The organism is Streptomyces sp. NBC_00209, assembly GCF_045206345.1.
Lineage (GTDB): Bacteria > Actinomycetota > Actinomycetes > Streptomycetales > Streptomycetaceae > Streptomyces.
In genome coordinates this window covers 3,918,229-3,930,908 of record NZ_CP108121.1, presented here as the reverse complement: position 1 = coordinate 3,930,908, position 12,680 = coordinate 3,918,229, and the positions used below count along the sequence as shown (strand labels likewise).

General features: G+C 72.6%; 11 protein-coding genes. 4 read left to right on the top strand and 7 right to left on the bottom strand.

Annotated elements, in window-relative coordinates; all coding sequences use genetic code 11:
* Nucleotide 1: 1 nt before the first annotated feature.
* Nucleotides 2-1,426 (top strand): glutamate decarboxylase, encoded by a 1,425-nt coding sequence (locus tag OG867_RS17815; protein ID WP_406291012.1) that lies wholly within the window; start codon nt 2-4, stop codon nt 1,424-1,426.
* A 1-nt stretch (nt 1,427) separates the two neighbouring features.
* On the opposite strand, the gene OG867_RS17810 is transcribed toward OG867_RS17815, so the two are convergent.
* The 3 genes from OG867_RS17810 to OG867_RS17800 all read right to left on the bottom strand — a co-directional run bounded on the left by OG867_RS17810 (nt 1,428) and on the right by OG867_RS17800 (nt 4,514).
* Nucleotides 1,428-2,045 carry a PadR family transcriptional regulator gene (locus tag OG867_RS17810; protein ID WP_406291009.1) on the bottom strand — a complete coding sequence of 206 codons (618 nt, stop codon included), beginning with the start codon at nt 2,043-2,045 and terminating at the stop codon, nt 1,428-1,430.
* A gap of 75 nt (nt 2,046-2,120) precedes the next feature.
* Complete coding sequence (locus OG867_RS17805) at nt 2,121-3,578, bottom strand: aldehyde dehydrogenase family protein (protein ID WP_406286557.1); 1,458 nt, start codon at nt 3,576-3,578, stop codon at nt 2,121-2,123.
* A 54-nt stretch (nt 3,579-3,632) separates the two neighbouring features.
* Nucleotides 3,633-4,514 (bottom strand): helix-turn-helix transcriptional regulator, encoded by an 882-nt coding sequence (locus OG867_RS17800; protein WP_328900871.1) that lies wholly within the window; start codon nt 4,512-4,514, stop codon nt 3,633-3,635.
* A gap of 328 nt (nt 4,515-4,842) precedes the next feature.
* Between OG867_RS17800 and OG867_RS17795 the strand changes: the two genes are divergently transcribed.
* Complete coding sequence (locus OG867_RS17795; protein ID WP_328900872.1) at nt 4,843-5,343, top strand: ATP-binding protein; 501 nt, start codon at nt 4,843-4,845, stop codon at nt 5,341-5,343.
* Nucleotides 5,344-5,443: 100 nt separating this feature from the next.
* Here OG867_RS17795 and OG867_RS17790 read toward each other — a convergent pair whose 3' ends face one another.
* Nucleotides 5,444-5,680 (bottom strand): DUF397 domain-containing protein, encoded by a 237-nt coding sequence (locus OG867_RS17790; RefSeq protein ID WP_018102227.1) that lies wholly within the window; start codon nt 5,678-5,680, stop codon nt 5,444-5,446.
* 249 nt (nt 5,681-5,929) lie between these two features.
* Between OG867_RS17790 and OG867_RS17785 the strand changes: the two genes are divergently transcribed.
* The gene (locus OG867_RS17785; RefSeq protein ID WP_406286554.1) at nt 5,930-6,439 is read left to right on the top strand and encodes a hypothetical protein; all 510 of its coding nucleotides are present in this window, start codon (nt 5,930-5,932) and stop codon (nt 6,437-6,439) included.
* Nucleotides 6,440-6,457: 18 nt separating this feature from the next.
* Here the strand turns inward: OG867_RS17785 and OG867_RS17780 are convergent, their stop codons facing one another.
* Nucleotides 6,458-8,593: an FUSC family protein gene (locus OG867_RS17780; protein WP_406286552.1), complete on the bottom strand. Its 2,136-nt coding sequence runs from the start codon at nt 8,591-8,593 to the stop codon at nt 6,458-6,460.
* Between the two features lie 64 nt (nt 8,594-8,657).
* Nucleotides 8,658-9,827, bottom strand: coding sequence for a DUF2786 domain-containing protein (locus tag OG867_RS17775; protein ID WP_406286550.1), 1,170 nt, complete (start codon nt 9,825-9,827; stop codon nt 8,658-8,660).
* Between the two features lie 117 nt (nt 9,828-9,944).
* Between OG867_RS17775 and OG867_RS17770 the strand changes: the two genes are divergently transcribed.
* Nucleotides 9,945-11,630 (top strand): bifunctional 3'-5' exonuclease/DNA polymerase, encoded by a 1,686-nt coding sequence (locus OG867_RS17770; protein WP_328900876.1) that lies wholly within the window; start codon nt 9,945-9,947, stop codon nt 11,628-11,630.
* 121 nt (nt 11,631-11,751) lie between these two features.
* On the opposite strand, the gene OG867_RS17765 is transcribed toward OG867_RS17770, so the two are convergent.
* Nucleotides 11,752-12,618 (bottom strand): carbohydrate-binding protein, encoded by an 867-nt coding sequence (locus OG867_RS17765; protein WP_406286546.1) that lies wholly within the window; start codon nt 12,616-12,618, stop codon nt 11,752-11,754.
* Between the last annotated feature and the right edge of the window lie 62 nt (nt 12,619-12,680).

The following is a 12,680-nucleotide window of genomic DNA, read 5'->3' as shown; positions in this document are numbered from 1 at the left end:
GATGCCGCTCCACCGGGGCTCCGCGCACGACGGCGAACCGTCGACCGAGCAGCGCAAGCTGGCGCTCAACCCCTTCTACGGGGTCGCCGACCCGGTCGCCGGAATGGAGGCGGCCCCGCCCCGGCACCGGATGCCGGACGGACCGCTGCCGCCCCACACCGCGTACGGACTCGTCCACGACGAGCTGATGCTGGACGGCAACTCACGACTCAACCTCGCCACCTTCGTCACCACCTGGATGGAGCCCCAGGCCGGGGTGCTGATGGGCGAGTGCCGCGACAAGAACATGATCGACAAGGACGAGTACCCGCGCACCGCCGAGCTGGAACGGCGCTGTGTGTCGATGCTCGCCGACCTCTGGCACGCACCCGACCCCTCGGCGGCCGTCGGCTGTTCCACGACCGGGTCCAGCGAGGCGTGCATGCTCGCCGCGATGGCACTCAAACGCCGTTGGACGGCCAAGAACGCCGACCGCTACCCGGCGAGCGCCAAGCCGAACCTCGTGATGGGGGTGAACGTGCAGGTGTGCTGGGAGAAGTTCTGCACGTTCTGGGAGGTCGAGCCGCGCCTCGTCCCCATGGAGGGCGACCGCTTCCACCTCGACCCGCAGGCCGCCGTGGAGCTGTGCGACGAGAACACCATCGGCGTCGTCGGCATCCTCGGCTCCACCTTCGACGGCAGCTACGAGCCGGTCGCGGAGCTGTGCGCGGCCCTGGACGACCTCCAGGAGCGCACCGGCCTCGACATCCCCGTCCACGTCGACGGGGCCTCCGGCGCCATGGTCGCGCCGTTCCTCGACCCGGACCTGGTGTGGGACTTCCGGCTTCCCCGGGTCTCCTCCATCAACACCTCCGGCCACAAATACGGCCTGGTCTACCCGGGCGTCGGCTGGGCGCTGTGGCGCTCGCCCGCCGAGCTGCCCGAGGAGCTGGTCTTCCGGGTGAACTACCTGGGCGGCGACATGCCCACCTTCGCGCTGAACTTCTCCCGGCCCGGCGCCCAGGTCGTCGCGCAGTACTACACCTTCCTGAGGCTGGGCCGGGACGGCTACCGGGCCGTGCAGCAGGCGGCCCGGGACGTGGCGACCGGGCTGGCCGGGAAGATCGAGGAGCTGGGCGACTTCCGGCTGCTCACCCGGGGCGAACAGCTGCCCGTCTTCGCGCTCACCACCAAACCGGAGGTGACGGCGTACGACGTCTTCGACGTGTCACGGCGGCTGCGCGAACGCGGCTGGCTGGTGCCCGCGTACACCTTCCCCGCCCACCGGGAGGACCTGGCGGTGCTCCGTATCGTGTGCCGCAACGGCTTCTCCTCGGACCTGGCGGAACTGCTCCTGGAGGACCTGCGCCTCCTGATGCCCGAACTCCGCGCCCAGCCGCACCCGCTGACCAGGGACCAGAACGCGGCCACGTCCTTCCACCACTGAGCTAGCCCGTCGCGTACGGGTTCTCCTCGCCCTCCGCGAGTACGCCGACGAAGGCGTCGCCCTCGCCCGCGAAGACGTAGGCGCCGGCCTCGATCCGGGCGATCAGGCCGCGCGTCCACTCCGCGCCCGCGTCCGCCGAGTGGACCCAGAAGTTCATGACCTCGCCGATGTGGCCCAGCTGCTCCGGGCCGCCCTCGGGGAGGTAGTGCCCGGTGACGGCGGAGCGCCAGTCCGCGAGGTTCTTCAGGCGCTCCCGGAGCAGGGACACCGCCTCGGCGCGTTCCAGGTCGACGATGAAGCCGATGCCCGCCGAGAGGACGTCCATCCGCTGGCCGTACGAGGTGAGCGAGGCGCGCAGCAGGGCGAAGTACTCCTCGGTGCCGCGCCCCGTGATCTCGTACTCGATGCGCGGCGGTCCGCCGGCGGTGCTCGGGGCCACCTCGTGGGCGAGGAGCAGGTGCTGCTTCGCGAGCTGTTTCAGCGCGTGGTAGACGGAGCCGGGCTTGGCGTTGGACCACTCGTGGGCGCCCCAGTACTCCAGGTCGTTGCGGACCTGGTAGCCGTGGGCCCGGCCGTGCTGGCGTACGGCGCCGAGGACCAGCAGCCGGATCGCGGACATGCCCTCCACCTCTCTGGTCAACTCGGCCAGCCTAGCGGGCCTGGCGGGCCGAGTCCTCGGAGGTGTCCGGCGAGGTCAGAAGGGGAAGACGCTGCGGCCGTGCTGGACGGAGATCCACTTCTGGGTGGTGAACGCGTCCACCGCCGCGTCCCCGTTCATCCGGCCCAGACCGGAGTCCTTCTCGCCGCCGAACGCGATGCCCGGGTCGTCGTGCACGGTGGAGTCGTTGACGTGGAACATCCCGCTGCGGATGCGCTGGGCGAACCGGACGCCCCGCCCGGTGCGCGCGGTGTGCACGGCGCCGCTGAGGCCGTACGGGCTGTCGTTGACGATCCGCACCGCCTCGTCCTCGCCGTCGAAGGGCACCAGCAGCGCGACCGGGCCGAAGATCTCCTGGTGCAGCAGCGGGGAGTCCTCGGGCAGCCCGGTGAGCACGGTCGGCTCGACCAGATTGCCGCGCACCCGTCCGCGCACCGGGGCCTCGGCACCCTCGGCGATCGCCTGGTCGACCAGGGCGGCCAGCGAGTCGGCGTGGAAGGTGTTGATGACCGGGCCGATGCTGGTGTCCGGCTCGCGCGGGTCGCCGGTCTTCAGGGCGGCGACGCGGGCGCAGAACTTCTCCGTGAACCCGTCGGCCACCGAGCGGTCCACCAGGATGCGGTTGGCGGCCATGCAGACCTGGCCGGAGTAGATGAACCGGCTGAAGACGGCGGCGTCGACCGCGTAGTCGATGTCCGCGTCGTCCAGCACCACCAGGGCGCTGTTGCCGCTGAGTTCGAGGATGGTCCGCTTGAAGAGGGCGCCCGCGGTGGCGGCGACATGGCGGCCGACCCGGTCCGATCCGGCGAAGGAGATCACCTGGGGCACGGGGTGCTCGATGAACGCGTCGCCGATCTCGGCTATGTCGGTGACGACCACGTTGAGCAGCCCGGCCGGCAGCCCGGCCTCCTCGAAGATCCGCGCGACGAGCCCGCCGCCGACGACGGGCGAGTTCTGGTTGGCCTTGACGACGACCGCGTTGCCGAGGGCGAGCGCGGGCGCGACCGACTTCATCGTCACCAGGAGCGGGAAGTTGAAGGGGCTGATGACTCCGACGACCCCGACGGGCAGCCGGTAGAGCAGGTTCTCCCGGCCGTCCGCGGCGGAGGGCAGGATGCGGCCCTCCGGGGAGAGCGCCTGCCGGGTGGCCTCGCGCAGGAACTCCTGGGTGAGGCTCAGCTCGTACGCGGCCTTGGTGCGGGTGCCGCCCAGCTCCTCGATGATCGCGTCGGTGATCTCGTCGGCCAGCTCCTCGGTGACCCGGAGCGCGCGCTCCAGGACGTCCCGGCGGCGGTACGGACTCGCCGCCGCCCACTCGCCCTGCGCGCGCTCGGCGGCTCGGTAGGCGCTGTCCACCTCGGCGGCGGTCGCGATGGTGATCGCGGCGAGCTTCTCACCGTTGTACGGATTGAAATCGATGATGTCCCAGGAGCCGGTGCCCGTCTGCCATTCACCGTCGATGTACTGGCCGGCCAGCTCTTGGAAGAAGGACATGCGATCCCTTAACTCAGGTGCAGACTCCTGTAGGAGCGCCATCGTACTGAAAATTCAGGAGAGTTGGAGAAGTCCTCGGAGCAGGTCACGACTCTCCTCCGGATCCGGGCACTCCTCGTGGAGCCGCGTCATCGCCTTTTCGTACTGGGCGACTTCCTCGTCCTTGTCCAGATAGAGCGCGCTGGTCAGCTGCTCCAAATACACGATGTCCGACAGATCGGATTCCGGGAATCGCAACATGGTGAAGGATCCGCTCTCGCCGGAGTGCCCGCCGAAACTGAACGGCATCACCTGGAGCGTGATGTTCGGCTGCTCCGACATATCGATCAGATGCCGCAATTGCGCCCGCATCACCTCGCGTCCGCCGTACGGGCGGCGCAGCGCCGCCTCGTCCAGCACGGCGTGGAAGCGGGGCGCCCGCTCGGAGACGAGGACCTTCTGCCGTTCGAGGCGCAGTGCGACGCGGCGCTCGATCTCGGCCGGCGGCGCGCCGCGCATGCCCCGGGAGACGACCGCGTGGGCGTAGTCCTCGGTCTGCAACAGCCCGTGCACGAACTGGACTTCGTAGATCCTGATGAGCGAGGCCGCACCCTCCAGACCGACGTACGTCTGGAACCAGCCGGGCAGTACATCCCCGAAACTGTGCCACCAGCCCGCCACATTGGCCTCACGTGCCAGGGCGAGCAGGGAGTCGCGCTCCGCCTCGTCCGTGACGCCGTAGAGCGTGAGCAGATCCTCGACGTCCCTGGCCTTGAAGCTCACCCGTCCCAACTCCATGCGGCTGATCTTCGACTCGGAGGCCCGGATCGAGTAGCCGGCCGCCTCGCGCGTGATGCCTCGCGAGTCACGCAGTCTCCTGAGCTGAGAGCCCAGCAGGATGCGCCGCACCACGGACCCACTCGACTCGCCTGCCGCCACTGGTCCAACCCTCCCCATCGCTTCCTGGCATCGGGGCTCCCCCTGAACCCCAAGTGCCGGATTCTGCCATCAAAACGCTTCGCCCCGTACTCATTCGATTACGGAAATGGGAAGAGCTTGGGAAGAGGCCGAAACCGGGACGGGGAAGAAATGAGCAAGAACCGGACGGCGTCGGACAGGTCCGGCGCGTGCACGTGCATCTGCCCTTGCATCTGCTGTGCGCATTCGGAACCATGGAGCCCGCGCACCTGCGTTCTCGTTCGTGTTGTGCCGCTGTCGCCGGTACGGAGTACCGGTCCAGCCGCGATTTCCGGGAGTGCCTCGCATGGGGACGAATGGATCGACGATGCTCGAGCCGTTACGGCAGGGGCTTCCTCCCATCGACCCCTCGGCCGTCTCCGGGTCGGCCACCTGCACCCTGCCACCGCACTACGAAGCGGTGGGCGGCGCACGGCAGTTCACCCGGGCGACGCTGGGCGGATGGGGACTGAGCGAGCGCTTTGACGATGTCGCGCTCGTCGTCTCCGAGCTGGTCACCAACGCCCTGCGGCACGCCCTGCCGGCCGACGAGCCGCGCGAGCCCCAGGAGCCGCCCGTACGGCTGCACCTGATGCGCTGGACCTCGCGGCTGGTGTGCGCGGTGCGCGACCCGAGTCAGGCGAGCCCGGTCGCCTCCGAGGCGGCGGACTCCGCCGAGTCGGGCCGCGGGCTGTTCCTGGTGGAGTCCTTCAGCGACTGCTGGGGCTGGCACCCCTCCCCCGTACTGACCGCTGAGAGCGCGCCGGCCGCGGCGGCTTCCCGAGGCAAGGTCGTCTGGGCTCTGTTCAGACTGACCGACCCGGTGTGAACGGGGGCGGTGCGACCGGCCGGCGCACCGCGTGGCACACCGCCCGAGGGCTGAACACCGCTGGATTCCGGCGGGGTTCGGCCCTCTGTGGCGTACGGGGTCAGCCCACCAGGTGGTCGAACTCGCCGTCCTTCACGCCGAGGAGCAGCGCCTCTATCTCGGCCGGCGTGTAGACCAGCGCCGGGCCGTCCGGGTGGCGCGAATTACGCATCGCCACATCTCCGTCGGGCAGTTTCGCGAACTCCACGCAGGAACCCTGGGAGTTGCTGTGTCTGCTCTTCTGCCAGACGACTCCGCGGAGCTCTGTGGCCGCCATGCCGTTGTACACGTGGTGCACAGGACGCTCCCCGAGTTGCAAGGTGCAAGTGTCAACTGTCCCGGATCATAGCTGTGTTCAATTCCTGATGCATGAGCGGATGCACGGGCGGATGCACGTGCACGCGGGGTGTTCTCGCGATTACAGGTCTCGCAGAGAGAGACGTATGAACGGCCTCCCAGGCTCCCGATTCCGGGAGTTGACTTCTCGGCGCCCCTTGCGACCCACTGGTAGCTTGGATGGCCATTCGTCTTCCAGGGGGAATTCCACATGTACAAAATCGCACGTACCGGCGCAGTCCTCGCGACCGGTCTGCTGACCGCGCTCGCGCTCACCGGTTGCGGAAGCGACGGCGACAAGGGCGACTCGGGCAAGGATTCCGGGTCCAGCGCGAGCCCCACGGCGGGCGGCGGCAGCGACGCGGACGGCGGCACGGACGGCGGCTCCGCCGGTGACGCGAAGGCGCTGGAGGGCGCCTGGTCGGGCAAGACCGACGACGGCCGGCCGGTGGTGCTGTCCGTGGCCGCCGGGCAGGCCGTCGTCCTCGCCGACGCCCATGTCTGCACGGGCACCGTCTCGGGCGAGGGCAAGCCCGCCCTGGAGCTGAAGTGCGCCGACGGCGACACCACCCGGATCACGGGGGAGGTCGAGTCCAACGACGGCAAGACCGTCGTGGTCGCGTGGGGCAGCGGGACGAAGGACACGCTGAAGAAGACCGACTCGGACGCGCTGGAGGGCATCCCCGACATCCCCGGCATGTCGGACCTGCCGACGCCGTGACGCGGTGACACCGCGGGGCTACGAGGCCAGGCCCCGCGAGAAGTCCTCCAGCTCGTCGAGGAGCAGGGCCACGTTGTTGCGTACGAGTCCGGCCCCGGCGGAGGGCGGCGCACCGCCCTCCGCCTCCTCCTCGCGCGCCCGGCTCTCCGCGTCCCAGCGCTCCAGCGCCTCCCGCACCGGCGTCCAGTCCGGCACCCGCCGCTCCCGCACCGCCTTGGCACCCCGGTCCGTTGCCCGGCGCAGCGCGTCGGCGAGCGCGGCGGCCCCCGGCACGGGTGTGGCCCCGCGGCGCGGGATGTGGGCCTCCAGGAGCATCGCGACCCGGCCGAGCTGGGCCAGGGAGTGCTGGGTGGCGTCGGCGGCGGCGTGCGAGAGGCCCCGGTGGCGCACCGGTTCGTGCCGGGCCGTCGCCACCGCCTCCTGCCAGGCGACCCGGGCCTCGCGGGTGGCGAGCAAGGCGTTCCGCACATCGCCCCGGCCGCGTTCGGCCGGGTCCGCGTACTGGTCCACGACCGCCGCCGCGTACCGGCCGTCCGCCTTCAGCCAGTCGCCGAGCCGGGTCCGCAGGCGCGGGGTCTCCCAGGCCGGGTAGACGGCGTACGAGATCATCGCCAGGAGCCCACCCGCCAGGGTGAGGAGCACCCGCTCGAACACCGTCTGGGACAGGTCGTCGCCGGCCATGCCGAGCAGGAAGACGACATACGCGCCGACGCACGCCTGGGCGACCGCGTAGCCGGTCCGCATCAGCAGGTACATCAGCAGGGCGCAGACCACCGCGAGGGCGGCGAGCGGTCCGGTGCCCGGGTGCGCGGCCTCCACGATCGCGGAGGCGAGGAAGACGCCGACGAGGGTGCCGCCGAACCGGGCGACCGCGCGGGAGTAGGTCTGCGAGAACTCCGGCCGCATCACCATCACCGCCGCCAGGGGCGCCCAGTAGCCGTGCCCGAACGGCAGCAGGCGGCCCAGGAGGTAGCCGACCGCGGCGACGGCGGCGAGCCGGATCGCGTGCCGCAGGATCGGGGAGCCGTGGTGCGCCTCGCGGCGCATCGCCCCGGCGACGACCGGTGCGAGGCGCAGCAGTCCGGGGCGCGGGTGGTGCTCGGCGGGCAGCCGGCTCTCCTTGATGGCGTCGGCGGCCTCCTCGGCCCCGGCCCGCTCCTCCTTGGTGCCGTCGCCCTCGGCGGCCTCGATGACGTCGGAGAGCAGGGCGGCGAGCCGGTCCGCGGCGCGCAGTGGCGGACCGGTGAGCAGGGCCCCGGTGTCGGGGGTCCTCAGCGCGGCGACGGCCGGGGCGGGCAGCCTGACCGGGTCGCCCTTGCGGATCGCCCGGGCGGCCGCGTCGAGCAGCGATCCGGCGGCGGCCAGCAGCTCGCGGACACGGTCGCGGTCGGGGCCCTCGGCGGGCACGCCCATGGCCGGGTCGGCGAGCGAGGCCAGGACCGGCCTGATGCGTTCGGCGACCCCGCGTGAGCCGTGCAGTTCGGCCGGGCGGCGGCGGGCCTCGCGGGCGGTGACGGCGGCGGCCCGGCGCGCGAGCATCAGCGGCTCCGGGTCGAAGTGGGCGACCGGGTCGTGGCGCAGCCGCCGGGCGTAGTCGGCCTCGGCGGCCAGGGCGTCGGCGAGCGCGTCGCGCTGGGCGCCCCATCTGCGGATCGGGAAGAGCACGATCAGCGCCGCCTGGACCACCCCGCCGAACATGATCATCGCGCCGTGCAGGGCCGCCTGGGCGACGGAGGTCGGCAGGGTGATGGTGACGAGCATGATCGCGACGTTGGACGCGGCGATGATCCCGCCGGTCGGGCCCGCCGCCCAGGCGAGCCCGGCGAGGAAGGTCCAGATGACGAGGAGGGCCACGAAGAGCAGAAGATGGGTGCCGGTCACATAGCCCACGAAGGTGGACAGGCCGAGGCTGAATCCGGAGACCAGGGCGAGGACGGGGCGGGGGCGCCAGCTGCGCTGGAAGGTCGCGATGGCGGCCTGGAAGGCGCCGAACGCGGAACTGGCGGCGACCGCGGGCCCGAACAGCGCGAGACCGACCCCGATGACCAGGGCGAGCCCGGCCGCGCCGCGCACCGCGACCAGCGGTTCGAGGCGCCGCCGCTCGATCTTCAGGCCGGTGCGGGCGGTCTCCTTCAGCGCCCGGAGCCAGCTCATGTGCCGAGCCTAACCGGAATCGCCGTTTTGCCCGAGTTGTGGGGGTGGGGGCCTTGCCGGGCGTTCAGCGCCCGATGCCCGGCGCCCGCCCGCCCATCCGAGCCCGGTCCGCCGCCTCCGTGCCGTGCGTCCAGCCGTCCAGGTCCGTCGCGCCCCTGACCCGGGTGCTCGTGGTGCGGGGGAACATCTGCTCGGCGGTCTCGGTGACCGCCAGGTCGCGGGCGGCGAGCACCGGGAGCAGCGCGGCGCCTCCACGCGCGCCGCCATCCGCGTCGCTCTCCGCCTCGGCCGTGACGCGGGCGGTGCCGTCGGCGAGGCGGCTGCCCAGGCGCTGGGCGTAGGCCATCAGGAAGGACTGCCGGAACGTCTTGGTCCGTTTGCGTCCGCCGGCGCGCTGGCCCGCCTCCGCGCGGGTCATCGCCGCCGTGCCCTGGACGAGCAGCGAGGTGTGGAGCAGTTCGACGGCCTCCAGGTCCGCCGCGAAGCCGATGACCGTGGCGAAGCCCAGGTCGCTGTTCCACACGGCCTGGCAGCGGTTCGCCGAGGCCACCGCGTCGAGCAGGATCGCCTTGGCCGTCTCGTAGGGGGCGTCCACGCCGATCCGGCAGGCGCCGGGGGTGCGGTCGCCGTGCGTACGGGCGGCGAGCAGGGCCTCGTCGATGCTGTGCCGGGCCATCAGCTCCTGGGCCTTGGTGGTCAGCGCCTCCGCCTCCTCCGGGTAGCCGGTCGCCTCGGCCTTCGCGAGCAGGGCGCGGATACGGGTGAGCATGCGGGGCTCCCCGGCGACGGGCGGCCGGGTCAGGGCCTCGCGCGCCGCGCCCGGCGGGGGCCCGACGGGCTCGATGGCCGGGAGGGCGAGCAGCAGCCGGAAGAGGGCGAGGAGCGCGGAGGCGTACGAGAAGCGGTCGGGCCGGCCCGCGGGCGGCGCGGCGGGCAGCTCGTCCAGCTGGGACCGCCAGCGCGGCGGCAGCTCGTCGTAGCGGCGGACCTCGGAGGCGATGAGCCCGGCGGCCAGGCCCGCCGCGTGCTCGTCCAGGTCGCGGCGGACGAGGCGGACGACGTCGGCGGGGAGCCAGCCGCGCTGCCAGGCCCGGCGGACGAACTCCTCGCCCCGGCGTACCAGCTCCGCGTCGGCCTGCGGGGCGGCGGCGAGCAGCGAGGCGCCGGCGTCGAGACCGGCGTCGCCCTCCGTGTAGAGGGCGGCCGCGAACGCCTGGTCGATCACCGATTCCATGAGGTCAGCGTAAGCAGGCTCCGCCCACAGCCGTTGTCCACAGGCTGTGGATATCGAACGCGCACACGAAACTCCGGCTCCCGGGCGTTGTCAGTGCCGGGTGCCAGACTCAGCCGTATGACCGAACGCTGGGCGCTGGCCGTCGCGGAGGGCGGGGGCGCGCGCCTCGCCCCGCTGGACCGCGCCGGCCGGCCGGCGGGCCCGGTCCTGACCGAACCGGACCTCGCGGAGGCGGTCCGCTCCCGGCCGGACGTCACCCGCTGGGTGTGGCGCTCGACGGCCGAGGTCTACCCCCGGCTGCTGGCCGCCGGGGTGCGGGTCGAGCGGGCCTATGACGTGGAGGCCACCGAGTCCCTGCTCCTCGGTTACGAGGGCCGGCTCGGCGAGCCCCGCTCGGCCGCCGCCGCGCTCGCCCGGCTGCGCGGCGGCCCGGTGCCGCCCGATCCGCCGCCCCGGTCGGCGGAGCCCGGCTCCCAGTCCTCCCTGTTCGACCCGCCCTCGGGCCCGGAGCTGCCGTTCGACGCGCTGACCGAGGTGTACGCGGAACAGCTCGCGCGCCACGACGCGACGGACCGGCCGGACCGGATGCGGCTGCTGACGGCCGCCGAGTCGGCGGGGATGCTGGTCGCCGGCGAGATGAACCGGGCGGGCCTGCCCTGGCGGGCGGACGTGCACCGCGAGGTGCTGCACGAACTGCTCGGCGAGCGGTACGCGGGCGGGGGCGAGCCCCGCCGCCTCGCCGAGCTGGCCGACGAGGTGTCCGTCGCCTTCGGCCGCCGGGTGCGCCCGGATCTGCCTGCCGATGTGGTGCGGGCGTTCGCACAGGCCGGGATCAAGGTCCGCTCGACGCGCCGCTGGGAGCTGGAGTCCCTGGACCATCCGGCGGTCAAGCCGCTCATCCAGTACAAGAAGCTGTACCGGATCTGGACCGCGCACGGCTGGGGCTGGCTCCAGGACTGGGTGCGCGACGGCCGCTTCCGCCCCGGGTACCAGCCGGGCGGCACGGTCTCCGGGCGCTGGACGACCAACGGCGGCGGGGCGCTCCAGATCCCCAAGGTGATCCGGCGGGCCGTCGTCGCGGACGAGGGGTGGCGCCTCGTCGTCGCGGACGCCGCCCAGATGGAGCCGAGGGTGCTGGCCGCGATCTCGCGCGACCCGGGCCTGATGGAGGTCGCGGGCCATGAGGGCGACCTCTACACCGCGCTGTCCGACCGCGCCTTCCACGGCGACCGCGACCACGCCAAGATCGCGCTGCTCGGTGCCGTCTACGGGCAGACGTCCGGGGACGGCCTGAAGAATCTGGCGGCCCTGCGCCGCAGGTTCCCGCGCGCGGTCGCCTATGTGGACGACGCCGCGAAGGCGGGCGAGGAGGGCCGTCTCGTACGCACCTGGCTCGGCCGGACCAGTCCACCGGCGGCCGGGCACGGGGAGGACGGGGAGGCGGGCATCCCGCAGGAGGAGGACGAGGCGCGCTCCGAGTTCACGCCCGGTTACGCCTCGTCGGACGCGCGGGCGCGCGGCCGGTTCACACGGAACTTCGTGGTCCAGGGCAGTGCGGCGGAGTGGGCGTTGCTGCTTCTGGCGGCCCTGCGCCGGGCGGTCGCCGCCGCCGGGCTCCGGGCGGAGCTGGTCTTCTTCCAGCACGACGAGGTGATCGTGCACTGCCCGCTCGCGGAGACGGAGGCGGTCGTGGCGGCGCTCCGGGAGGCCGCCGGGGTGGCCGGCCGGACGGCCTTCGGGGAGACGCCGGTGCGCTTTCCGTTCACCACGGCGGTGGTGGAGCGCTATTCGGACGCGAAATGAACAGGTGAAACGGCCCGGGACCGAACCCCCTCCGGCCCGGGCCGTGCGCCGTACGCGCCCCGGGGAGAGAGCCCGGGGCGCGTGGGCGCGGCGGTTACGGCCGCTCAACCGGTCCGCATGTCTACCCGCGTTCCCACAACGCGGGGACATTCGGCGGCTCCCAGCCGGTCAGGGCGGTGTGAGCCTGCAGACAGCGGTAGGCGGCCCCGCCGTATGTGACGCGGTCTCCCGCGGTGTAGGCCGTCCCGGCCGCCCAGGTGCCGCCCGGTTCGGTCGGCGGGTCGGTCGGGTCGGTGGGCGGATCGGTCGGGTCCGTGGGGTCCTGGGCGACGTCGAGGACGAAGTCGAAGGTGCCTTCCTTGCCGGAGCCGACCGCCCGGACGTTCATCAGCAGCGCCGCGTCGTACAGCATGTCGGTGCTGTTGCGCGGCTCGCCCGGGAAGTACAGCTGGGTGGTGAGGATGCCCGAGCCGGGGGCCTGGGCCTTCACATGGATGTGCCGGGTGCGGCCGGGGTAGAGGCCGGGCACGATCGTGGTGAGCGTGAAGGCCCCGTTCCGGTCGGTGAACTGGTGGCCTCGGAAGCCGTAACCGCTCATGTCGTACGCGCCGTTGGTGTCGGCCTGCCAGAAGTCGAGCAGCACGCCGGGGATCGGGCGGCACTCGCGCCCGAAGACGTAACCGCTGACCGTGAGCGGGACGCCGGGCGTCGAAGAGGTCACCAGGCTGGTGCGGAGCGGGGAGTCGGGCTTGAAGTACGGGCCCTCGATCTGGTCGTGCGTCGGCTCGTCGCCGTCGTCGCAGTCCGGGGTCGGGGCGAGCGGCCGGCCGGTGTTCCCGGTGTCGCGCGCCAACGCCACCCCGCCGCCCGCGAACAGCGGTACGGCGGTGGCCACGAGGGCCGCCCTGAGAAGGGACTTGCGGCTGATCGCCGGACCGCCTGCGGCTCGGGCGGCGGGCTCGTTGCTCTCGGGGGATGCGGGGGGCATGGCTGACGGACTCCTCGGGGTGGTGGGGGAAAGGGCACGTGCGCGGTGCGGGGGCCGGGGCG

Bases quoted from the DNA above. Each gene is read 5' to 3' on its own strand.
- OG867_RS17775 (WP_406286550.1), bottom strand. From the start codon at position 9,827: ATGGAATCGGTGATCGACCAGGCGTTCGCGGCCGCCCTCTACACGGAG.
- OG867_RS17810 (WP_406291009.1), bottom strand. From the start codon at position 2,045: ATGTCCGCGATCCGGCTGCTGGTCCTCGGCGCCGTACGCCAGCACGGC.
- OG867_RS17765 (WP_406286546.1), bottom strand. From the start codon at position 12,618: ATGCCCCCCGCATCCCCCGAGAGCAACGAGCCCGCCGCCCGAGCCGCA.
- OG867_RS17780 (WP_406286552.1), bottom strand. From the start codon at position 8,593: ATGAGCTGGCTCCGGGCGCTGAAGGAGACCGCCCGCACCGGCCTGAAG.
- OG867_RS17800 (WP_328900871.1), bottom strand. From the start codon at position 4,514: ATGGGGAGGGTTGGACCAGTGGCGGCAGGCGAGTCGAGTGGGTCCGTG.
- OG867_RS17785 (WP_406286554.1), top strand. From the start codon at position 5,930: ATGTACAAAATCGCACGTACCGGCGCAGTCCTCGCGACCGGTCTGCTG.
- OG867_RS17795 (WP_328900872.1), top strand. From the start codon at position 4,843: ATGCTCGAGCCGTTACGGCAGGGGCTTCCTCCCATCGACCCCTCGGCC.
- OG867_RS17815 (WP_406291012.1), top strand. From the start codon at position 2: ATGCCGCTCCACCGGGGCTCCGCGCACGACGGCGAACCGTCGACCGAG.
- OG867_RS17770 (WP_328900876.1), top strand. From the start codon at position 9,945: ATGACCGAACGCTGGGCGCTGGCCGTCGCGGAGGGCGGGGGCGCGCGC.
- OG867_RS17805 (WP_406286557.1), bottom strand. From the start codon at position 3,578: ATGTCCTTCTTCCAAGAGCTGGCCGGCCAGTACATCGACGGTGAATGG.